This window comes from Oleiagrimonas citrea (assembly GCF_012395255.1).
Lineage (GTDB): Bacteria > Pseudomonadota > Gammaproteobacteria > Xanthomonadales > Rhodanobacteraceae > Oleiagrimonas > Oleiagrimonas citrea.
The window spans coordinates 178,026-198,727 of sequence record NZ_JAAZQD010000006.1 but is presented as its reverse complement, the minus strand read 5'-3'; the positions used below and the strand labels follow the sequence as shown (position 1 = coordinate 198,727).

Sequence of the window (20,702 nt, the reverse complement as noted above, 5' to 3'; positions counted from 1 at the left end):
GGGCCGCATTCCGGCCCGTTTTCTGTTCAGGAGATTCGCGTGCAAGCGCATCAACGCCAATTCATCGAACTCGCGCTGCAGCGCGGTGTCCTGCGCTTCGGCGAGTTCGTGCTCAAGTCGGGGCGCATCAGCCCGTATTTCTTCAACCTCGGCCACATCGCCTCCGGTGCGGCGCTGGGGCAGCTGGGCCACGCCTACGCCACCGCGGCCATGGCTTCGTCGCTCCAGTTCGACATGCTGTTCGGACCGGCCTACAAGGGCATCCCGCTGGCCGCGGCCACGGCCATCGCGCTGGCCGACGCGCATGATCGCGACACACCGTTCGCCTACAACCGCAAGGAAGCCAAGGATCATGGCGAAGGCGGCACGCTGGTCGGCGCGCCGCTGCAGGGACGCGTGCTGATCGTGGACGACGTGATGACCGCCGGCACCGCCGTGCGCGAATCGCTGGCCCTGATCCGCGCCCATGGCGCAACGCCGGCCGGCGTGCTGATCGCGCTGGATCGCCAGGAGCGCGGCGTAGGCGAGCGTTCGGCCGCACAAGAGCTGACGGCCGAGGAAGGCGTTCCGGTCGTCGCCATCGCCGGATTCGCCGATGTGCTGACCTACGCCGCGCAACAGCCCGAGCTGGCTGATGAACGCGAACACCTGCAGGCCTACCGCGACCGCTACGGTTCCATCTGAACCCTCACGACGACTTGTGCGCCGCTGCATACAATGCCGCGGCAGCGCACGGCTATACTCGGTCCCGGAGGATCGTTCATGCACAAAACCACATCAAGCCTCATCCTGATCGGCCTGCTCGCCTGCAGTGCGTCCGCGCTCGCCTGGCAAACCAAGCATTCGGAGAATTACCGCTACAGCTGGCGCGACGACAGCGGTCTGCCGCATTACAGCGACAGCCTCAACAGCGAAGCCATCAAGAATGGTTATGACGTGATCAACAGCAGCGGACTGGTGGTGCGTCACGTGCAGCGTCAGCTGACGCCGGAAGAGCGCAAGGTCGCCGAGGCCGAGAAGGCCAAGGCCGATGCAGCCAAGGCCGCGGCCGATCGTCAGCACGCGCAGGACGAACAGATGCTGTCGGCCTATCCCAACGAGCAGGTGTTCCGCGACTCGCAACAAGCCGAGATCGATGAGCTGACCCAGGCCATCCGCACCACCCAGATCAACCTGCATGCGCAGGAACAGAATCTGGCCCAACTGCTGTCGCACGTGGCCGACATCAAGCACGACGGCAAGCCGGTGCCGGCTTTCCTCGAAAAGCGCATTGACGCGCAACGTGCCGCGGTCACCGATCAGCGCGCAAAGCTCGGCAAGCAGCAAGAGGCCAAGGTCGAGGCCGAGAAGCGGGTCGAGCGGCTGGTCCAGCGCTACCGCAAGCTGCGCGCCGCCGAGGATGCCGCTACGCGCTGACACGGGGTTTGGCGCGGGCGGCCCTATCGGCTCGCCCGCGCGATTCATCAGAACGGCAACGCCAGATCCGGATCGACCGCGAGCAGCTGTTCGCGGAAGGTCTGCTGGATGCGCTTGAGCGCGGTCTCGTCGTCGGCATCGAAACGAAGCACCAGCACCGGCGTGGTGTTGGACGCGCGGACCAGACCCCAGCCGTCCTTCCAATCGGCGCGCAGGCCATCGATGGTGGTCAGACGCGCACCTTCGAACTGCGCCTTGTCGCTGAACTTCTTGATGAAGGCGTAATGCTCGCCTTCCTCCATGGCAATCTTCAGTTCCGGTGTCGACACACCCTTCGGCAGGGTCGCGAAGATCTCCTCGGCGCTGCGTTCGTCCAGGTCGCCGGCAATCACTTCCAGCAACCGCGCGGCGGCGTAGATGCCGTCGTCGAAGCCGAACCAGCGCTCGCGGAAGAAGAAGTGGCCGCTCATCTCGCCGGCCAGCAGCGCTTCGGTCTCGCGCATCTTCGCCTTGATCAGCGAATGGCCCGTGCGCCACATCAGCGGACTGCCGCCGGCGTTGAGAATGTCGCTCTGCAGATGCCCGGTGCATTTGACATCGTAGATGATGGTCGCACCTGGATTGCGCACCAGCACGTCGCGCGCGAACAGCATCAGCAGTCGATCGGGATAGACGATCTCGCCCTCGCGCGTGACCACGCCGAGACGGTCGCCGTCGCCGTCGAAGGCCACGCCCAGGTCCGCACCCGTGCTCTTCACCGAAAGGATCAGATCTTCGAGATTGTGCGGGTCCGACGGGTCGGGGTGGTGATTGGGGAACTCGCCGTCGACCTCGCAGTACAACGGCACCACCTGGCAACCGATGGCCTGCAGCACTTGCGGGCCGATGGCACCGGCGATGCCGTTGCCGGCGTCGACGACGACCTTCAGCGGACGCTCGGCCTGCACGTCGTCGGCGATGCGGTCGATGTATTCGCCGACCACGTCCATGCGCCGCAGTTCGCCGCTTCCGCCGCTGTGCAGGCGGTTCTCGGCGATGCGTTCGTACAGCTCCTGGATCGCACCTTCCGACAGCGTCTCGCCGCCGACCACGATCTTGAAGCCGTTGTAGTCGGGTGGATTGTGGCTGCCGGTCACGGCCACGCCGGAGCCGGTATTGAAGTGATAGGCGGCGAAATACACCAGCGGTGTCGGCACGGCACCGATATCGATCACGTCGATGCCCGCTTCACGCAGGCCCTGTGCCAGGGCTTCGGAAAGTTCCGGGCCGGACAGACGACCATCGCGACCGATAACGATCTCTTTCAGACCCTTGTCCTGCATGACGCTGCCGATGGCCAGACCGATCAGGCGCGCGACATCGGCATCGATGTCCTTGTCGACCACGCCACGGATGTCATAAGCGCGGAAGATGCTGCGATTGACGGCACGCGTAGCTGCGGCGGCCGCTGCCACCTTGGTCGTAGGCCGCTCGCCTGCCGCCGACGAAGTTTTGTTTTCGGGTTCTGCTACATCAGACAAGACCGGCTCCAGATTCTCGTGAGTTCCATGTGACCGCATCGTGCGTCGGCGCATCCACAGCAATCCCGCACTCGCGGCCAGGCACAACAATGTCAGAATGCCGCTGAACACGACCGAATGCGGCAGAACGATCCAGGCCACCGGCAACGCGGCGATCACTCGGAGACGGGTGCCCGCCACTTGCATGCCGAGGTCGCCATCCTGGGGTTTGGCGCTGGTGCGCCCATGCCGGGTGAGGAGCAAGCCGTCGGCATCGTCGCCCAAACGCAGCTCCAGGCGCCCTGAAGCCGGGTCGTTGCGTTCGAGGACAGCGCGTACCGGCGCGAAGGGAAATTCGATCCACGCATAGCCCAGCGGCGCATTCTTGTCACCCACCTGACGCGCCAGGGTCAACACGGTCTGCCCCTTGCTCAGAATGGCCTGCATCAACGGTTGCGCTTCGTCGCTCTGCGCCCCGAGCAACTGCGCCGCCCGTGAATAGCCGAACTTGTCGTAATCGGCATGCACGACCTCGTCCAGCCCCGGGCTGAAGAATTCGATATCCACAGCATGGGGCAGCAGCGTCACCGCGCGCTTGGCTGCTTCCGCGCGGCCGGCGGCGTCACCCTGCTTCAGGGCAGCGAGTACAGCGCTATCGCCGATCATCATCTGCGCCTTGTCGCGATCGGCGCGCAGCAGGGACGACAGCTGATCCACCGTCTGGCGCTGCGCGTTGCGCACTTGCTCGACCGCGCCACTCTTGCTGGCGATGAGCCAGGTCTGCCAGCCGCAGAACGCGGCCGCCGCGATCAGCAGCGTCGCCGCAGCCAGCAACCACAGTCGCTGCAGCAACTGCTTGAGTGCCTCCAGTTGCCGTTTCGCACGTTCGTTCATGTGTCCCCTCCGCCTCAGGCCACACCCGTGGAACCGAAGCCACCGCCCCCGCGACGACTCGGATCGAACGCATCGACCACTTGCCAACGTGCCTGGGTGACCGGCACGAACATCAGCTGGGCGATGCGATCGCCCGGTTGCATGGTGAACGCTTGTGCGCTGCGATTCCAGCACGAAATCATCAGCGGCCCCTGATAATCGGCATCGATCAGGCCCGTCGAGTTGCCCAGAATCAGCCCGTGCTTGTGGCCCAGCCCCGAGCGCGGCAGGATCAGCGCGCACCAGCGCGGATCGCCGATATGGATGGCAATGCCGCTCGGCACCAGCTCGCTCTGCCCGGGCTGAAGCGTCAGCGGCGCATCGATCGCCGCGCGCAGATCCATGCCGGCGCTACCGTCAGTGGCATACGCCGGCAGCGGAATGTCCTTGCCCAGACGCGGGTCGAGAATCTTCAGTTCAACATCGATCATGCGTTTGGTGGATTCCTGCGAGCATGGAATTGTGCGGCGATACGCGCGATCAGGGCCTGCGCCAGTTCACGCTTGTCGCAACGCGGAAGTTTTTCGCTGCTTTCCGGGCCGATCAGCGTCAGCGCGTTGTCTTCGGTCTCGAACCCCATTCCGACTCCGACCTGGTTGGCCGCAATCAAGTCGAGCTTCTTGCGTTCGAGTTTTCCTCGGGCATACGCCTCGACATCCCGCGTCTCGGCAGCGAAACCGACTAGAAACGGCGGGTGCGCCAAGGCCGCCACCGTGGACAGGATATCGGGGTTCTCGGTCAGCTCCAGGGTCAGCGGCTGACCATCGCTTTTCTTCATCTTGTGCTCGGCCGGCGCGCGCGGGCGGTAATCGCCCACGGCCGCCGCAGCGATATAAATGTCGCTTCGCGGCGCTTCCGTCAGCACCGCGTCCAGCATCTGCTGCGCGCTGCGTACGTCGACGCGTCGCGCCACGCCGACCGGCTTCTCCAGGCAGACCGGTCCGGAGACCAGGCACACCTCCGCGCCGGCGGCTGCTGCTGCCGCGGCCACGGCGTAGCCCATGCGTCCCGAACTGCGATTGCCCAGATAACGCACCGGATCAATGTCCTCGAATGTCGGGCCGGCACTGACCAGCACCCGCATTCCACGCAGCGGGCCGTCGCCGAAACTGGCGGCCAACGCATCGCGCAGTTGCACCGCCTCGAGCATGCGCCCATCGCCGACCTCGCCGCAGGCCTGATCGCCGCTACCCGGACCGTGCACCTGCACGCCGCGCGCACGCAGCGTCCTCACATTGTCCTGCACGGCCGCGTTCGCCCACATCTGCTGGTTCATCGCCGGCGCCACGTGCAGCGGTGCGGCGCTGGCCAGACACAGCGTGCTGAGCAGATCGTCCGCCATGCCGTGCGCCAAACGCGCCAGGATGTCGGCGGACGCCGGCGCGACCAGGATGCGCTCGGCCCAGCGCGCCAACTCGATGTGGCCCATCGCGGCCTCGGCCTGCTCGTCCCACAGACTGCTGCGAACCGGCTGCCCGGACAGGGCCTGGAACGTGGTCGCCGTGACGAAACGCTCGGCCCCCGCCGTCATGACCACGCGGACTTCGGCGCCCGCTTCGCGCAGACGACGAACCAGCTCGCAGGCTTTGTAGGCGGCGATACCGCCGGACACGCCCAGCAGAATGCGACGTTGGGCCAGACTCATGTCGGAACTCACTGACGATCAGGCAAGTCCGTAGCTTACCGGATTCGACCGTCCGCGCCCCTGTCCGCGTCGTGATCGAGATCGCGATGATGCATGTGCTTATTCAAGGGAGTGTATGCATGGGCATTGCCGACTGGCCGCGCAGCGAACGACCGCGCGAACGACTGTTGAAACACGGCGCAACCGCATTGAGCGACGCCGAACTGCTCGCTGTGCTGCTGGGCAGCGGCACCCGCGGCAAGGATGCCGTCGCGCTGGGGCGGGAACTGCTGCAGGCCGGCGGCAACTTGTCCGCCCTGCTCTCCGCCGCCGAACCGCCACGCTTGAGCGGCCTGGGACAGGCCAAACACGCCCGTCTGGCCGCCGGTTTCGAACTCGCCCGGCGCGCACTGGGCGAGGAACTCGATCGCGGCGCACCGCTGCGCGATCCGGTCGACAGCGCGGCCTATCTCAAAGCGCGCCTGCGCGACCTTCCGCATGAAGTGTTTGCCTGCCTGTATCTGGACAACCGGCACCGCGTGCTCGGCTTCGAGGAGTTGTTCCGCGGCACCATCGACGGCGCCAGCGTGCATCCACGCGAGGTCGTGCGTGCCTGCATGCGACACAACGCGGCCGCCGTGATCTTCGCCCACAACCACCCTTCCGGCGTCGCCGAACCCAGCGCCGCCGATCGCACCATCACCCTGCAGCTTCGCGAGGCACTGCAGATGATCGACGTGCGCGTACTGGATCACCTGGTGGTCGGCAGCGGCATGCCCGTATCGATGGCCGCACGTGGTCTGATCTGAACCACCCCATGGCATCAGGCCATAAAAAAAGCGCGGCCGGAGCCGCGCTAGTCACTTCGTCGCGAGTTCTTTGGAGGAGATCAGCGACCACCGTCCCGTAAAGCGGGGGAGTTTCGCCACGGGCAAGTGCAACAGCGCATCGATCCGGGCGTCCGACCCGTTTCCTGCGCCGCGTGCAGTGTCGCGCCCGAGCATGACCAACGTATGACATGGCAAGCACACAACGGACGTTTCGATTTGTTTGTCGCACAGTTATGCACAATTTCATAAAACGGTCACTTACGCGGGCAAGCTGCATGCCGAAACGAGAAACATTATACAAGTATTTATTTTACAACAGGTTTTTTTATCATCACCCTGATGAGAAAAATAAGAAAAAATCCTAGGCGACGCCAGCGCCGACCTTGCCCACAGACTTATCCACAGGCTTGTCCACGCCCGGGAATCGACCGCAAAAGGTCAGTCCGCACGCCCACTTGCGGATGTTCGAGCGCCCTGCGGGCTGCTAGCATGGCAGCTTCCCGCAACCATCGAACCCAGCCGTGAAACAGCAGCTCCACGACCTGGTGCTGCAGGCCTTTGCCGCCCTGCAGCACGACGCCACCCTGCCCACTGACCTGAACGCGCCCGATTTCGTCATCGAACGCGCGCGCAACCGCGAACACGGCGATTTCGCCACCAACGCGGCGATGCTGCTGGCACGCCCGGCACGACGCAATCCGCGCGAACTGGCGCAGGCACTGGTCGCCGCGCTGCCGCCGAGCGAACTGGTCGAGCGCGTGGAAATCGCTGGCCCCGGCTTCATCAACTTCTTTCTGAGCCCGGCGGCCTACCACGCCGAAATCGGCCAGGTGCTGGATCGCGGCGCGCACTACGGCCACAACGGCGTCGGCGACGGGCGCGTGGTCGGCGTGGAATTCGTGTCCGCCAACCCGACCGGCCCGCTGCACGTCGGCCACGGCCGCAACGCCGCGCTGGGCGACTGCGTCGCGCGTCTTCTCGACGCCAGCGGCTGGGACGTGAAACGCGAGTTCTACTACAACGACGCCGGCGTGCAGATCCAGAACCTGGCGATCTCCACCCAGGCGCGCTGCCGCGGCCTGGCGCCCGGCGACGAGGGCTGGCCCGAGGACGGCTACCGCGGCGAGTACATCGCCGACGTGGCGCGCGCCTATCTGGCCGGCGAATCCGTCTCCGCCGACGACCGCACCGTCACCGCCGCGGCCGATCCGGAAGACCTGGAGGCCATCCGCGACTTCGCCGTGGCCTATCTGCGTCACGAACAGGATCTGGATCTGAAGGCCTTCGGCGTCCACTTCGACGTCTACTTCCTTGAATCCTCGTTGTACGAAGGCGGTCAGGTCGAGGAAACCGTCCGCGAACTGCAGGCGCACGGCCACACCTACGAGGAAGGCGGCGCACTCTGGCTACGCACCACGGACTTCGGCGACGACAAAGACCGCGTGATGCGCAAGTCCGACGGCACCTACACGTATTTCGTGCCGGACGTGGCCTACCACCGCAACAAATGGCAGCGCGGCTACACGTCCGCCATCACGGTGCTGGGCGCCGATCACCACGGCTCGCTGGCGCGCGTGAAAGCCGGTCTGCAGGCGTTGGACGCCGGCATCCCGAAGGGCTACCCGGACTATCTGCTGTACCAGATGGTCACTGTGATGAAGGGCGGCGAGGAGGTGAAGATCTCCAAGCGCGCCGGCAGCTACGTCACCCTGCGCGACCTGATCGACGAGGTCGGCCGCGACGCCACGCGCTACTTCCTGATCGCGCGCAAGGGCGATTCGCAGCTGACCTTCGACATCGACCTAGCCCGCTCGCAGTCCAACGACAACCCGGTCTACTACATCCAGTACGCCCACGCCCGCGTGTGCAGCGTGCTGCGCCAGTGCCAGGAGAAGGGCCTGGCATTCGACCCGGGCGAAGGCCGCAAGCATCTGGCACGGCTGGACAACGAGCACGAGCAGGCGCTGATGACCGAACTCTCGCGCTACCCCGAGATCGTCGAGTCGGCCGCCGAGAGTCTCGAACCGCACCTGCTGGCCAACTGGCTGCGCGAACTGGCGCAGGCCTTCCACACGTACTACAACTCCCACCAGTTCCTGGTCGACGACGACGCCCTGCGCCAGGCGCGCCTGACCCTGGTCACGGCGACCCGCCAGGTGCTCGCGAACGGACTGGACCTTTTGGGCCTGTCGGCCCCGGAGAGCATGTAATGCCACCTCGCAAGAACAAGCAGGCCGTGCGCAACGGCGGTTTCCCGGCCTGGGGCTGGGTCCTGATCGGCCTCATCATCGGCGCCATCCTGATGGCCATGGCCACCCGCGGTGGCTGGCTGCCGATGGGCCGCAAGCACAACGGTCCGCAGCCGAACCCCAACGCCACGGTGCCGCGCGGCAGCGAGCCGGGCGTGGCCGATCAGGCCGCCGGCACGAAGAAGAAGTCCAAATACGACTTCTACTCGGTGCTGCCGGAGAAGGAAGTGATCATTCCGGACGCCGAGATCAGCCGCCAGGCCAAAGCCGAGACGCAACCCGGCAATGCCTCGCCCGCCGACAGCGGCGGCTACCTGCTGCAGGTCGGTTCGTTCCCGAACGCCTCCGATGCCGAGGCGATGAAGGCGAAGCTGGCGCTGCAGGGTTTCGTCGCCGAAGTGAAGCCCGTGACCATCGATGGCCACACCTGGAACCGCGTACGCCTGGGGCCTTACACGTCAGCCGCCAAACTGGAATCCGCCAAGCAGCGGCTCGCATCGGCCGGCATCAAGGCCATCGCGCTGAAGGAACACTGATCGCTTTCGCGTTCGCGCCCTTTCATGAGCGCGAACGCGATCCGGCGGACCGCTCAGCGACAGGACCGCGGCAGGTATTTGTGCGGAAGATCCGGACTGAGGCACCGCCAGACCACCACGCCGTGACTCAGCTCCGGCGTGAACAACAGGTGTCGGTCGCGCACCTGCGGTGACGCACGATCGTTGTAGCGCACGGTGACATCTCCGTAATCGACCTTCACCTCGGCCACGTATCGGCCAGCCAGCTGTGACGGCGACGGCAGACCAAGCGTGGCGTTGTCCTGCGGCGGACGATCCTTCTCGCGCATGTAGCGCGCAACGGCCGCCTTGGGCATCTGCGCAAGTTGCACGCCTTCGACCACCTGCGTGCGAACCACATACCCCTGATATGCCGGAATGGCGATCGCGGCCAGTATGCTGATCGGCACCAGACTCACGCCGACCACGATCAGGGCGATGGCCCAGCCCGGAAGTCCGGTGCGCGCCGGCGGCGGCGAGGACGGATCGGCCCGATAGGCTTCCAGCGGCGTCTTGCGCACCACCAGACTCCCCGCCATCAGGTCATGCAGCGCCTGCTTGCGCGCCGTGAAACCCGCCATGATGTAGCCCATCAGAAGAAGCAGGCCCGACAGCAACTTGCCCAGATAGCGCCCCAGCGCTCGCCCAAACCCGATCCGCCGGCCGTATTCATCCGTCACACGCAAACCCAACGCCAGCTTGCCCGGTGTGGCCTGCAGCGCCGAAGACTCGAACACGGCGAAATAGACCAGGATCAACACGAAGTTCACCGCGTAGATGCCCAGAATCGATGATCCCGCCCGCTCCGGATGCCCGGCCATGGGAATCATCAGCAGAGCATCGATGATGGCCAGCGGTATCCACAGGGCCAGCGTATCGATGAGGTAGGCGACGAAGCGCATCCAGAATCCGGCATGCAGCCCGCGGCGCGCACTTTCGGTAGGCAAGACACGGCCCGCCGACGGCCTGGACGCCGTCATGGGTGTCGCGCTCGGTGGTGGCGGAACGGGCATCGCTTCGGCCACGGTATTCCGCAGCAATTCGCTGAGCGTTTGCCACTGCTTCGTGCCCTGCGCACAAGCCTGCGTATCGGCGGACAGCGTGCCTTCATGCAGCGCGTGCCGTACATAGGTCGCGCTCAAGGGACCGCGCGTGTCCTGGCGCATGCGCACCCACAGCCTCGGCGGCGACCCTTCCTCGAGCAGCACCGCATCGGCACCGCAGGACACGAGCGCCTCGCGCTGCCGTTCCGCGGCTTCCTGCGGAACCGCCTTCAGTGTCACCGGCATTCGCGCCAGCACGCGCTCGCTGAACGCCATGGCATCAAGCTTGAGCAACTGCGCGACACGCTCCCACACCGACGGCGCATCGCGGTCGGGCTGCACCCTTCCGGTCAAGGTCACCGAATACATCGCTTCGGACATGATTTCCCCCATGTTTTTCCCCCAATGCACCCGATTCTAGTCCAGCCGGGCGCAAAACGAAGCACAGCTCCGCGCCGGTGCACGAAACCGCTACACTGGGCGGATGACGAAAACAGCCATGGTGACCGGAGCCACCTCCGGATTCGGCGCAGCCATCGCCGAACGACTCGTGAAGGACGGCTGGCGCGTGGTGATCTGCGGACGCCGCGCGGAACGCCTGCAGACCATGGTCGAGCGCCTCGGCGCTGACAAGGTGCACGCTGCCGCCTTCGACATCCGCGACGACGACGCCATCGAAGCGATGCTCGATGCGCTGCCACCCGCCTTTGCCGACATTGACCTGCTGGTCAACAACGCCGGCCTGGCGCTGGGCACCGAGCCGGCCCAGTTCGCCGACCTGAACGAATGGCGGCAGATGATCGACACCAACGTCACCGCGCTGGTCACGCTGACGCACGCGCTGCTGCCGGCGCTGATCGAACGCCGCGGCGCAATCGTCAACATCAGCTCGATCTCGGGCAGCTATCCGTACAAGGGCGGCAATGTCTACGGCGGCACCAAGGCGTTCGTCACGCAGTTCACGCTGGGCCTGCGTACCGATCTGCACGGCACCGGCGTGCGCGTGACTTCGGTCGAACCGGGCATGGCCGAGACCGAATTCACCCTGGTGCGCACCGGCGGCGATCAGGCCGCCTCGGACAAGCTCTACGCGGGCACCCACCCGATCACGGCCGAGGACATCGCCGAGACCGTCGCCTGGATCGCGCATCTGCCGCCGCACCTCAACGTCAACCGCATCGAGGTGATGCCGACCAGCCAGTCGGCCGCGGGCCTGCAGGTGCACCGGGACTGATCCGCGACGGCATGTCCGCTCCCGACGAAGCCCCCGGCGAACCGTTCCGGTTGCTGATTCTCGACTGCGACGGCGTGCTCGTGGACAGCGAACGGATCGCCAACCGGGTGTTCGCCGAGATGCTCGGCGAGCTCGGCCTGACACTGCAGCTCAACGACATGTTCGAACACTTCGTCGGCCTGACGATGACGCAGTGCCTGGATCGGGTCGCGGACCTGCTGGGCCGACCCGCGCCGCCTGATTTCATCGCCGACTACGATCGGCGCACCCGCACCGCGCTGGAACGCGAGGTACAACCGGTCCCGGGCATCGTCGAAGCACTGGATCACATCACGCTGCCCTGCTGCGTGGCCTCCAACGGCGAACAGGCGAAGATGCGCATCACCCTGGGTGCCACCGGCCTGTGGCCGCGATTCCGCGGTCGCACGTTCAGCGCCGAGGAGGTGCCGCGCCCGAAACCGGCACCGGATGTCTACCTGCTCGCAGCCGAACGCAACGGCACCGATCCGGCCGACTGCCTGGTGGTCGAAGACACGCCGACGGGCATCGCCGCCGCCGCGGCGGCGGGCATGACCGTGTTCGGCTACGCCGCAAACATGCCGGCGCAGCGACTGCGCGCGGCCGGCGCGCACACGGTGTTCGAGGACATGCGCGAACTGCCGGCGCGCATCGCGGCCGGAAGACCGAGGTCGTCTCAGGACGTCTCTTCGAGGTAGGTGTAGCCGGTCAGTCCGGCTTCCAGCGTGGCGCGCAGGGCCTCGGCCTCGTCACCCTCGATGCCGGCGGCCTGCAGCTTTTCCGCATACGTCGCGCGCAGGTCGTCCAGCGCGTAGCCGACGTAGTCGAGCATCAGGTCGGCGGTGTCGCCGCGGCGCACGTGGTCGAAACGGAACCCCTCGCCATCGCAGCGCACATTGACCGCATCGGTGTCGCCGAACAGGTTGTGGATGTCGCCCAGGGTCTCCTGGTACGCACCGACCATGAAGATGCCCAGGCGGTAAGACTCGCCCTCGCGCACCTCATGCAGCGGCAGGCTCACGTCCACGCCCTCGGCGTCGACGTAGGCGTCGATGCGGCCGTCGGAGTCGCAGGTCATGTCGACCAGCACGCCGCGGCGCGTCGGCGCTTCGTCCAACCGCGCGATCGGCGCGATCGGGAACACCTGATCGATGGCCCACACATCGGGCACCGACTCGAACACGGAGAAGTTGCCGAAGTACTTGTCGACCAGCTTTTCGTCCAGCTCGTCCAACGCCTGCCGGTGCGCGCGCTCGCCGGGCATCAGGCGCGGACGCACTGCGCCGACGATGGCGTAATACAGGTCATCGAGGCGCGCGCGGTCGGCCAGGTCCAGCTGACCGAGCGCATACAGCGTCTGGCCCTCGGCGAGGTGATGCTGGGCCTCGTGGAACAGCTCCAGCGGCGGGCGCTCGTCGAGGGCCGCGTGCACATCGCGCAGGTGGCGCAGCACCGCCGGCTCGTCTTCGCGCGGCGGGTCGACGCGGCCTTCCGGCACGCGCTCGACCTCGCTGACGTTGACCACCAGCACGGCGTGATGCGCGGTCATCGCGCGGCCGGCCTCGGTGACCAGCCGCGGCTTGTTGATACCCTCGGCGATGCAGGCCTCGGCCAGCGGCTGCACCAGACTCGCCGCGTACTGCTCCATTGAGTAGTTGATCGAATTGAAGCTGCGCGAGCGCGTGCCCTCGTAGTCCACGCCCAGGCCGCCGCCGGCGTCCATGATGGTGATCGGCACCTGCCGCTTGCGCAGCTCGATGTAGTAGCGCACCGCCTCGCGCATGCCGGTGGCGATGTCGCGCACGTTGGAAATTTGCGATCCCATGTGGAAATGCAGCAGACGCAGGGTGTGCTTCAGACCCGCGTCTTCCAGCCGCTTGACCAGCGCCAGCAACTGGCGCGGACCGAGGCCGAACTTGCCCTTGTCGCCACCGGTGTTCTGCCACTTGCCGGCGCCGATCGAGGCCAGCCGCACGCGCACGCCGAGCAGCGGCTCGACGCCCAGCGCCTTCGATTCGGCGATCACGTAGTCGAGCTCGGACGGCTTCTCGATGACGATGTGCACGCGCAGGCCCATCTTGATGCCGATCAGCGCCAGACGGACGTACTCGCGGTCCTTGTAGCCGTTGCACACCACCAGACTGTCCGGTCGCGCCAGGCCCAGCACCGCCATCAGCTCCGGCTTGGAGCCGGCCTCCAGGCCGAAGCCCTTGTCGCCCACGCGCGCCAGCTCGCCGGCGACGCCGCGCTGCTGGTTTACCTTGATCGGGTACACGGCGGTGTAGCCGCCGGTGTATGCGTGCGCTTCCATCGCCTGCTCGAAGGCGTTCTGCAGCCGCTGCAGACGGTCGGCGAGAATGTCCGGGAAGCGCACCAGTAGCGGCATGCGCAACCCTTCGGCGCGCGCCTTCTCGACCACCTCGGGCAGCGATAACGTCGGCCCTTCGGCGCCCTGCGGACGCACCGTCACGGCGCCGCTGTCGGCAACATCGAAGTAGCCCGCGCTCCAGTTCGGAATCGACCAGGTACGACGCGCGCGATCGATGTTCCAGTCCGTGCTCATCGTTGCCGTGCTCCGCGGAAAGCCTGAAACGACGTAGTGTAGTGCAGCATGTGCGGATACGGACTAGCCGCTACAATGTGCGGTCGATCCGCGTCCCCCATGACTTTCAAGGAACCGTCATGTCGCAACCCAGCTGGTTCACCGAGGCCCACGAGGCTTCCGGCTCGTCCATCGGTTTTCGCACCGAGGCGCTTCTGCACTCGGAGAAGACTCCGTTCCAGAGCATCGAGATCCACAAGACCACCGATTGGGGCAACCTGATGGTGATCGACGGCTGCGTCATGCTGACTTCGCGCGACAACTTCCTGTACCACGAGATGATGACGCATCCGGCGCTGTTCACGCATGCGCTGGCCAAGCGCGTGGTCATCATTGGCGGCGGCGACTGCGGCACGCTGCGCGAGGTGCTCAAGCACGAGGAAGTCGAGCACGTCACCCAGGTCGACATCGACGAGCGTGTCACGCGCCTGGCCGAGGAATACTTCCCGGAGCTGTGCGAATCCAACGACGATCCGCGCGCGGAACTGCTGTTCGACGACGGCATCAAGTACATGGCCGAGCGGGAGCCGGGCAGCGTGGATCTGGTGATCGTCGATTCCACCGATCCGGTGGGTCCGGCCGAGGGTCTGTTCAACGCCGATTTCTACGCCAGCTGCTTCAAGGCGCTGCGTCACGGCGGCCTGCTGGTGCAGCAATCCGAATCGCCGCTGGCGCACCTGGACCTGATCAAGTCCATGCGCGGCGCGATGCGCACCGCCGGCTTCAATGCGCTCAAGACGCTGCCGTTCCCGCAGCCGTGCTACCCGACCGGCTGGTGGAGCTGCACCATGGCGCGCAAGGGCGGCGACCTGTCCGGCTTCCGCGAACGCGGCGCCGCGACCAAGACCTTCGCCACGCGCTACTACAACGTCGACATGCACAAGGCCGCGCTGGCGCAACCGGAATTCATGCGCCAGGCACTGGGCGAGTAAGATCGCCGGCGGCGTACGTCACGCCGCCGCGGTCAGAACAGCGTCTGCCGCTGCTTTGGCAGCAGCACGAGAACCAGGGTGGCGATCGGACCCAGCAGCAAGGACAGCAGAAACCAGCCCAGGCCGCTGCGATTCTTTCCTTGTGCCAGGCCGGCATTGATCAACGCGAGCGTGCCCCAACCAACGAAATAAGGAGCGCCGTTGGAGGCCAGGTTCGCGAATTCATCCATTGCTGTTCTCCGCAATTTTGGAACATGGGTGCGTGCCGGCGTGCGTCGCGCATGCGCGAACCGACACAAGTGCCTCTCCGCACTCTAACAACGAAAACGTTACCGAGACGTTTGCGTACGGCCCGCGACTCAGCCGCTCTTCATGATCGGCGCGTAAGGTGAGGCGAATGCTCTCGCCAAGGAGAAGAACGCCATGACGTGGCGCACCGCTTTCACGTCCTTGCTCACCATCCTGTTCGGCCTGACCGTACTGCCCGCGCATGCGGAGAACGCTGCTGCACAACGTAAGGCGCGTGAGCAATTCCAGCATGACCTGGTGTCCGTGCTGGCTCTGCGGGCCGATCCGAAACCGCTGCTGGGCGCGGCCCTGCTGGCACGTGCCGGCGATATCGACCACGGCGGTCCGCTCGACTTCCATCATCTGATTACCCGCGCCGCGGCCGCCCAGGATGCCGGGCCGGCCGCGAACTGGGTCCGCCTGAGCGACTGCGACGCCCAGGCCGACAACTGCCCCAACACCAAAGCCCTGGACGCATTGGTCAAGCAGGCGCCGGACAATGCCGCCGTGTGGCTACTGCGCATGGGCCAAGCTGCACAAAACGGCGACGCCAAGGCCACCGAGGCCGCCTTGCAGAAGGCCGCCAACGCGAGCCAATACGACGATTACACCGGGCGCAGCCTGCAGGCGTTGGCGATCGCCGTGATGCAGCTGCCGCCGCCCCCGGCCACGCTGTCGGGCGAGGGCAGCCAGCGCGCACAGGTCGCCGATCTGCAGATGACCCTGGTCTACGGCATCGGCGACGCCCAGCCCCTACCCGGCTTCCACTTGGCCGCGGCGCAGTGCCTGCCCAAGGTGGTCAAAGAGCAGCCGCAACGCCGCGCCACCTGTCTGAAGCTGGCCCACGTGCTGGTCTGGGGCAGCAGTCCGCTGGCCCGTTCGCTCGGATTGCACCTGCGGTCGACGCTGTCCGAGGATGCCGCGGTACGCGCCCGAGCCGACGCCGCGATGCGCGACCTGACCTGGCAAGTGCGGCATTTCGGGCAGCTGGAGGCACAGGCCCGCACCCACCCCGAGTTGGCACAGCGCATGCTGATGCTGGCGCGACAGGGCGGCACCCAGATGAGCCTGATGCAAGCCACGCTGCACATGGCCGGCATTCCGCTCGAAGCCCCCGACGAGGTCTCGCCGCAACCGGCGGCGGCGGCCTCCAGCCCGGCCGCGGAAACGCCCTGACTTGCGCTGACGCCCGCGCCGTGTAGGCTTGTCGCACGTCACCGCGCGTCCGCGCGGCGGCCTTCCCTCGAGCTACGGGAGCAGTCGGCGATGCAGACGATACTTGTGGCAAGCAGCAAAGGCGGTTGCGGCAAGACCACCCTGGCCACCAATCTGGCCGCCGCACGCGCGCAGAAGGGGCGCAACGTGGTCATCATCGACGCCGACCGCCAGCACTCCAGCTACCACTGGTGCGCGCGCCGCGCCGAACACGAGCACCTGCCCGGCGTACTGGGCATGGACGGCTCGCCCAGCCAGACCTTCGATCGCCTGCCGCCGGACACCGAACTGGTCATCATCGACACCCCCGCCGGCATCACCGAATACCAGCTCACGCCCTGGCTCGAACGCGCCGATGCAGTGCTGGTGCCCGTGCTCCCGTCGGTCATCGATCTGGACGCCACCACCACATTTGTCGACATGCTGCACGCCATGCCACCGGTCAAACGTGGCAAAGTGCCCGTGGGTCTCGTCGGCAACCGGCTCAAGCCCTGGACACATGCCAGCCAGGACGCCGTGGCGCTGCTGCGCGACCTGCCCTTTCCGGTGGTCGGCGCGCTGCGCGACAGCCAGGCCTACGTTCTGTTGACCGGCCTGGGCAAGAGCATCTTCGACTACGCTTCCGAACACGTACGCCGGCATCAGGATGACTGGCGCAAGCCACTGCGATGGATCGCGCGCAACACTTAGCACGCCGGCCCCGCGCCGCCCGAACACCCGCTCGCTTGCCCCGGATCCTTCGCTCATGCATGACATCATTCTTCTGCGCCACGCCGCGGCCATGTCCTCGGCACCCGACGGCACCGACGGCGCACGCCCTCTCAGCACACTCGGCGAGAACGAAGCGCGCGCCGCCGGCCGCTGGTTGCGCGAACACAATGTGCAACCAGCCCGCGTACTGTGCTCCCCGGCCCAGCGCGCCCTGATGACCGCGCGCAACGTGCTCGACGTGCTGGGCAGCGACACCAGCCCGACCCTGGAACCGGCGATCTACGACGCCGTGCCCGGCACGCTGATCAACCTGATCGAACAGCACGCCACATCCGGCATCCTGGTGCTGGTCGGCCACAACCCGGCACTGGAACAACTGGTCGGTCTGCTGTGCGAGGGCCGTTCCAGCGAAGTCCGCGGCATGCCGCCGGCCGGGCTGGCCTGGCTGCGCGCCGACCTGCCGCTGGACCCGGGCGGCGCACAGCTGCACGCCTTCTGGTCGCCCTGAGCGGGCGCATCGCCGGCCCCAGCGCCATGTATGCGCGCGCGCTCAAGCGAAGCTCGCGATGTTTCGTCGCACTGGCGACGCTGTTCGCCTGCGCGACGCTTCAGGCCACCCCCGCCACCACACTGCACATCGATCGCGGTCGCTCGCACGCGGCATTCAGCGTGCGCCTGATCTGGTGGCAATCGGTGATCGGTCGATTCGATGACGTTCGCGGCCAGATTCGCATCGATCCGGTTCATCGCACCGCACGCGTCCAGGCGCGTATTCGTGCCGAAAGCGTCCGCGTGAAGCCCTCGCGTTATCGAAAGCGACTGCTCGGCAAGCATTTCTTCGATGCCGGAACCTATCCGGACATCACCTTCACCTCCGACCCCATACCGCTGGCGCAGCTGCATCGGGACCATGAACGCCTGAAGGGACATATCACCCTGCATGGCGTGACGCGACCGATGACGCTTCGTCTGTACGACACGCAATGCCCGGGCCAGGGATTCGACCAGTGCACGCTGCATCTGCGCGGATGGCTCGATCGCACGCATTTCGGCATGCGCGCCTACCGCGCCTTCGTTTCCTCGCGGGTGAACCTGAGTCTGGTGATCCGTCTGCGGGCCGAATCTGAACCTTCACCGTCGCCACTCGCGCCGCACAGGACGGACACCCGCTAGAATTGCCCGCATGACCAGCCGACTTCGATGCGCGTTGTCCCTGCTGGCGCTGATCATGTTGCTGCAGGGATGCGCAGTCTCGCGGGTGCATGTACGCCAGGCCGCCTCCATCATCCAGCAAAGCCAGCCCGCCAACGCGACACGTTGCCAGCGGGCAGACCACTGCGCCACGCCCTCGCCCCTGATGGCCGCGGCCGAGGATGCGCAGCACTACTCCACGGCCAAGCATCCCCAGCACGTCGTCACGCTGCTCAACAGCGGCGAAGCGGCCCTCGCCGCGCGCATCAACCTGATCCGCGCAGCGAAACGCAGCATCGACCTGCAGACCTACATCTGGGCGCCCGACGACAGCGGAAAACTGATGCTCGACGAGTTGGTGCGCGCGGCCCAGCGCGGCGTGCACGTGCGCATCATCGCCGACCAGCTGTTCTCGTTCTCCGATCCCTCCCAGCTGGCGCGGCTGGCGCGGGTCAATCCGAATTTCCAGCTGCGCCTGTACAACCCGACCTTCGCCAACGCCAAGACGCCGCCGCTGGAATTCGCCGCCGGCATCATGTGCTGCTTCTTCCAGTTCAACCAGCGCATGCACAACAAGGTGATGGTCGTCGACGGCACCATCGGCATCACCGGCGGGCGCAACATCGAGGATCGCTATTACGGCTGGGATCCGAAGTTCAACTACATCGACCGCGACGTCATGGTCGGCGGCCCCGCTGCGCGCGAGATGGCGACCAGCTTCCAGCATTTCTGGGTGCACAAGCGCACCAAGCGTCTGACCCAGCTGCGCGACGTCAATACCATCCTGCGCGAAACCGGCGTCAAACCGGTGCATTGGACGGAGCCCCGCTACGCGCACCCCGGGCGCGTCGCCGAAGTGCGCCGGCAGGCCGAGGACCCTCGCTGGCTGGGCCAGCACATCCTCGATCACACGCTTCGCGTGGGGCCGGTCGAGTTCTTCTCCGACTTCCCCGGCAAGACCGACAACCCGGGGCGCATGCGTTCACAGGAACTGACCGAACACATCATGCGCATGATCTCGCACGCCAAGCACCAGATCGTGCTGCAGACGCCGTACCTCGTGATGAGCAAGCAGGCGCGCCGGATCTTCCTGAAGCTGCATCGTGAGCAGCCGCGCCCGCGCGTGATCGTGTCGACCAATTCGCTGGCCTCGACCGACGCCTTCGCGGTCTATGCGATGTCCTACAAACACCGCAAGCGCTACCTGAAGGACTACGGTTTCGAGATCTACGAACTGAAACCGCATCCGGCCGACATGCCGGTACTGACCCTGCCGGCCGCCGACGATCAATCCGCCCCGCCCTCCGCGCCGATCGCGCGCCAGGACATGCACCGCACTCGCCGCCGCAACAGCCCGGCGCCGCTGATCGAAACCCAGGGCATGCGCATCGGCCTGCATGCCAAGTCCATCGTCGTCGACGATGCGTTCGCGATGGTCGGCTCGCACAACTTCGATCCGCGCTCGGACCACTACAACACCGAGGCCGGGATCATCATCTACGACTCGCGCTTCGCCGAGCAGCTGAAACGCTCGATTCTGCGCGAGACGCAGCCGAAGAACGCCTGGACCATCGCCCCGCGCCAACCCAAGGTGCCGGTGCTGACGTACATCAACCAGGCCATCGGCACCGTGTCCGAGCACCTTCCGCTGTTCGATTTCTGGCCGTTCCGCTACGCCACCAGCTACGACATCGATCCGGGCTGCCGGCCGCTGACGCCATACGACCCGAAATTCTTCCAGTGCTACCACGCGGTCGGCGACTTCCCCGGCGTCGCGCTGCCATTCAAGACCATCTACACGCGCATGATCACCGCCTTCGGCGTCGGTCTCAGCGGGATTCTGTAGGCGACAAAGCGCCCGCTTCCGTTCAGCGCACGCCGGGATCGATGCGGAAGCGGATCGGCAGCACCGCTTCGCGACGCGCGTGCGGCGGCATGTCGAAGGTCCAGCGCCGTGCGGCCGCCAGTGCGGCCTGATCCAGGCCGGCATCGCCGCTGGACTGCTGCACGTGCGCCTGCGTGACATGTCCCCGAGCATCCAACATCACGCGCACGCGGACCAGACCCTCGCGATGCGTGCGCAGCGCAGCGATGGGGTAGTGCGGCGACGGCGTGTACGTGGGTCTCGGCTCGATGGCCTGTGCGCTCGCGACGGCCGCATCGGCACGTGCATCGCGCTTAGCCCGCTCGCGCGTCGATCGATGACGCCTGTGCACGGTCGGCAGCGGCTTCGTCGCGCGCATGCCCGGGTCCAGCGTCACACCGTCACTCAAGCGCTGCACGCTGCTGAGCAGCGCGGTCGCGCCGATGCTGAGCAACAGCACCAGCAGACTGAGTGCAAGGATGATGCGAAGGCGCGGCAT

General features: G+C 66.2%; 20 protein-coding genes. 13 read left to right on the top strand and 7 right to left on the bottom strand.

The genetic code is table 11. The features are described 5' to 3' along the window. The first annotated feature begins 39 nt into the window (after positions 1-39). On the top strand, positions 40-684 hold the full coding sequence (pyrE, locus tag HF690_RS14460; protein ID WP_168609942.1) for an orotate phosphoribosyltransferase: 645 nt from the start codon (positions 40-42) through the stop codon (positions 682-684). A gap of 78 nt (positions 685-762) precedes the next feature. Beyond that, positions 763-1,416 (top strand): DUF4124 domain-containing protein, encoded by a 654-nt coding sequence (locus tag HF690_RS14455; protein ID WP_168609941.1) that lies wholly within the window; start codon positions 763-765, stop codon positions 1,414-1,416. Between the two features lie 47 nt (positions 1,417-1,463). Here the strand turns inward: HF690_RS14455 and HF690_RS14450 are convergent, their stop codons facing one another. Genes HF690_RS14450 through coaBC form a run of 3 tightly spaced genes read right to left on the bottom strand, consistent with a single transcriptional unit; the run spans position 1,464 to position 5,493 of the window. Beyond that, entirely contained in the window at positions 1,464-3,809 is a 2,346-nt protein-coding gene (locus HF690_RS14450; protein ID WP_168609940.1) for a phosphomannomutase/phosphoglucomutase, read from the bottom strand. A 14-nt stretch (positions 3,810-3,823) separates the two neighbouring features. Beyond that, complete coding sequence (dut, locus tag HF690_RS14445) at positions 3,824-4,279, bottom strand: dUTP diphosphatase (protein ID WP_113065411.1); 456 nt, start codon at positions 4,277-4,279, stop codon at positions 3,824-3,826. Beyond that, complete coding sequence (coaBC, locus tag HF690_RS14440) at positions 4,276-5,493, bottom strand: bifunctional phosphopantothenoylcysteine decarboxylase/phosphopantothenate--cysteine ligase CoaBC (protein ID WP_168609939.1); 1,218 nt, start codon at positions 5,491-5,493, stop codon at positions 4,276-4,278. The genes dut and coaBC overlap by 4 nt, the downstream gene beginning before the upstream one ends. A gap of 119 nt (positions 5,494-5,612) precedes the next feature. On the opposite strand from coaBC, the gene radC reads away from it, so the two are divergent. From radC to HF690_RS14425, 3 genes are all read left to right on the top strand, one after another. Continuing rightward, the gene (gene radC / locus HF690_RS14435) at positions 5,613-6,281 is read left to right on the top strand and encodes a RadC family protein (protein ID WP_168609938.1); all 669 of its coding nucleotides are present in this window, start codon (positions 5,613-5,615) and stop codon (positions 6,279-6,281) included. Between the two features lie 542 nt (positions 6,282-6,823). Further along, the gene (gene argS / locus HF690_RS14430) at positions 6,824-8,512 is read left to right on the top strand and encodes an arginine--tRNA ligase (protein WP_168609937.1); all 1,689 of its coding nucleotides are present in this window, start codon (positions 6,824-6,826) and stop codon (positions 8,510-8,512) included. Further along, on the top strand, positions 8,512-9,087 hold the full coding sequence (locus tag HF690_RS14425) for an SPOR domain-containing protein (RefSeq protein ID WP_113065413.1): 576 nt from the start codon (positions 8,512-8,514) through the stop codon (positions 9,085-9,087). The genes argS and HF690_RS14425 overlap by 1 nt, the downstream gene beginning before the upstream one ends. Positions 9,088-9,140: 53 nt before the next feature. On the opposite strand, the gene HF690_RS14420 is transcribed toward HF690_RS14425, so the two are convergent. Continuing rightward, entirely contained in the window at positions 9,141-10,529 is a 1,389-nt protein-coding gene (locus HF690_RS14420) for an RDD family protein (RefSeq protein WP_168609936.1), read from the bottom strand. A 103-nt stretch (positions 10,530-10,632) separates the two neighbouring features. On the opposite strand from HF690_RS14420, the gene HF690_RS14415 reads away from it, so the two are divergent. Together HF690_RS14415 and HF690_RS14410 are read left to right on the top strand one after the other, a co-directional pair. After that, on the top strand, positions 10,633-11,382 hold the full coding sequence (locus HF690_RS14415) for an SDR family NAD(P)-dependent oxidoreductase (protein WP_168609935.1): 750 nt from the start codon (positions 10,633-10,635) through the stop codon (positions 11,380-11,382). Between the two features lie 11 nt (positions 11,383-11,393). Further along, positions 11,394-12,098 carry an HAD family hydrolase gene (locus tag HF690_RS14410; protein ID WP_168609934.1) on the top strand — a complete coding sequence of 235 codons (705 nt, stop codon included), beginning with the start codon at positions 11,394-11,396 and terminating at the stop codon, positions 12,096-12,098. Here HF690_RS14410 and speA read toward each other — a convergent pair. Beyond that, positions 12,077-13,963, bottom strand: a complete 1,887-nt coding sequence (gene speA, locus HF690_RS14405; RefSeq protein ID WP_168609933.1) for a biosynthetic arginine decarboxylase — start codon at positions 13,961-13,963, stop codon at positions 12,077-12,079. The two genes, HF690_RS14410 and speA, sit on opposite strands and share 22 nt — an antisense overlap. A gap of 119 nt (positions 13,964-14,082) precedes the next feature. Between speA and speE the strand changes: the two genes are divergently transcribed. Beyond that, a complete protein-coding gene (gene speE / locus HF690_RS14400) occupies positions 14,083-14,934 on the top strand; it encodes a polyamine aminopropyltransferase (RefSeq protein ID WP_168609932.1) in 852 nt (283 codons plus the stop codon). A gap of 32 nt (positions 14,935-14,966) precedes the next feature. On the opposite strand, the gene HF690_RS14395 is transcribed toward speE, so the two are convergent. After that, positions 14,967-15,164 carry an antitermination protein NusB gene (locus HF690_RS14395; protein WP_113065419.1) on the bottom strand — a complete coding sequence of 66 codons (198 nt, stop codon included), beginning with the start codon at positions 15,162-15,164 and terminating at the stop codon, positions 14,967-14,969. A gap of 193 nt (positions 15,165-15,357) precedes the next feature. Between HF690_RS14395 and HF690_RS14390 the strand changes: the two genes are divergently transcribed. From HF690_RS14390 to HF690_RS14370, 5 genes are all read left to right on the top strand, one after another. Next, positions 15,358-16,398 carry a hypothetical protein gene (locus tag HF690_RS14390; RefSeq protein WP_168609931.1) on the top strand — a complete coding sequence of 347 codons (1,041 nt, stop codon included), beginning with the start codon at positions 15,358-15,360 and terminating at the stop codon, positions 16,396-16,398. A 90-nt stretch (positions 16,399-16,488) separates the two neighbouring features. Next, entirely contained in the window at positions 16,489-17,127 is a 639-nt protein-coding gene (locus tag HF690_RS14385) for a ParA family protein (protein WP_113065421.1), read from the top strand. Between the two features lie 55 nt (positions 17,128-17,182). Next, a complete protein-coding gene (locus HF690_RS14380; protein ID WP_113065422.1) occupies positions 17,183-17,656 on the top strand; it encodes a SixA phosphatase family protein in 474 nt (157 codons plus the stop codon). 26 nt (positions 17,657-17,682) lie between these two features. Further along, the gene (locus HF690_RS14375) at positions 17,683-18,321 is read left to right on the top strand and encodes a YceI family protein (protein WP_168609930.1); all 639 of its coding nucleotides are present in this window, start codon (positions 17,683-17,685) and stop codon (positions 18,319-18,321) included. Between the two features lie 10 nt (positions 18,322-18,331). Next, positions 18,332-20,185 carry a phospholipase D-like domain-containing protein gene (locus HF690_RS14370; protein WP_113065424.1) on the top strand — a complete coding sequence of 618 codons (1,854 nt, stop codon included), beginning with the start codon at positions 18,332-18,334 and terminating at the stop codon, positions 20,183-20,185. 22 nt (positions 20,186-20,207) lie between these two features. On the opposite strand, the gene HF690_RS14365 is transcribed toward HF690_RS14370, so the two are convergent. Further along, positions 20,208-20,702 carry an energy transducer TonB gene (locus HF690_RS14365; RefSeq protein ID WP_113065425.1) on the bottom strand — a complete coding sequence of 165 codons (495 nt, stop codon included), beginning with the start codon at positions 20,700-20,702 and terminating at the stop codon, positions 20,208-20,210.

Excerpts from the sequence above, each read along its gene's own strand:
- HF690_RS14395 (WP_113065419.1), bottom strand. The coding sequence starts at position 15,164 with ATGGATGAATTCGCGAACCTGGCCTCCAACGGCGCTCCTTATTTCGTT.
- speE (WP_168609932.1), top strand. The coding sequence starts at position 14,083 with ATGTCGCAACCCAGCTGGTTCACCGAGGCCCACGAGGCTTCCGGCTCG.
- HF690_RS14455 (WP_168609941.1), top strand. The coding sequence starts at position 763 with ATGCACAAAACCACATCAAGCCTCATCCTGATCGGCCTGCTCGCCTGC.
- HF690_RS14365 (WP_113065425.1), bottom strand. The coding sequence starts at position 20,702 with ATGCCGCGCCTTCGCATCATCCTTGCACTCAGTCTGCTGGTGCTGTTG.
- speA (WP_168609933.1), bottom strand. The coding sequence starts at position 13,963 with ATGAGCACGGACTGGAACATCGATCGCGCGCGTCGTACCTGGTCGATT.
- HF690_RS14420 (WP_168609936.1), bottom strand. The coding sequence starts at position 10,529 with ATGTCCGAAGCGATGTATTCGGTGACCTTGACCGGAAGGGTGCAGCCC.
- HF690_RS14415 (WP_168609935.1), top strand. The coding sequence starts at position 10,633 with ATGACGAAAACAGCCATGGTGACCGGAGCCACCTCCGGATTCGGCGCA.
- dut (WP_113065411.1), bottom strand. The coding sequence starts at position 4,279 with ATGATCGATGTTGAACTGAAGATTCTCGACCCGCGTCTGGGCAAGGAC.
- HF690_RS14390 (WP_168609931.1), top strand. The coding sequence starts at position 15,358 with ATGACGTGGCGCACCGCTTTCACGTCCTTGCTCACCATCCTGTTCGGC.
- radC (WP_168609938.1), top strand. The coding sequence starts at position 5,613 with ATGGGCATTGCCGACTGGCCGCGCAGCGAACGACCGCGCGAACGACTG.
- HF690_RS14450 (WP_168609940.1), bottom strand. The coding sequence starts at position 3,809 with ATGAACGAACGTGCGAAACGGCAACTGGAGGCACTCAAGCAGTTGCTG.
- HF690_RS14380 (WP_113065422.1), top strand. The coding sequence starts at position 17,183 with ATGCATGACATCATTCTTCTGCGCCACGCCGCGGCCATGTCCTCGGCA.
- HF690_RS14425 (WP_113065413.1), top strand. The coding sequence starts at position 8,512 with ATGCCACCTCGCAAGAACAAGCAGGCCGTGCGCAACGGCGGTTTCCCG.
- HF690_RS14385 (WP_113065421.1), top strand. The coding sequence starts at position 16,489 with ATGCAGACGATACTTGTGGCAAGCAGCAAAGGCGGTTGCGGCAAGACC.
- HF690_RS14375 (WP_168609930.1), top strand. The coding sequence starts at position 17,683 with ATGTATGCGCGCGCGCTCAAGCGAAGCTCGCGATGTTTCGTCGCACTG.
- HF690_RS14410 (WP_168609934.1), top strand. The coding sequence starts at position 11,394 with ATGTCCGCTCCCGACGAAGCCCCCGGCGAACCGTTCCGGTTGCTGATT.
- HF690_RS14370 (WP_113065424.1), top strand. The coding sequence starts at position 18,332 with ATGACCAGCCGACTTCGATGCGCGTTGTCCCTGCTGGCGCTGATCATG.
- coaBC (WP_168609939.1), bottom strand. The coding sequence starts at position 5,493 with ATGAGTCTGGCCCAACGTCGCATTCTGCTGGGCGTGTCCGGCGGTATC.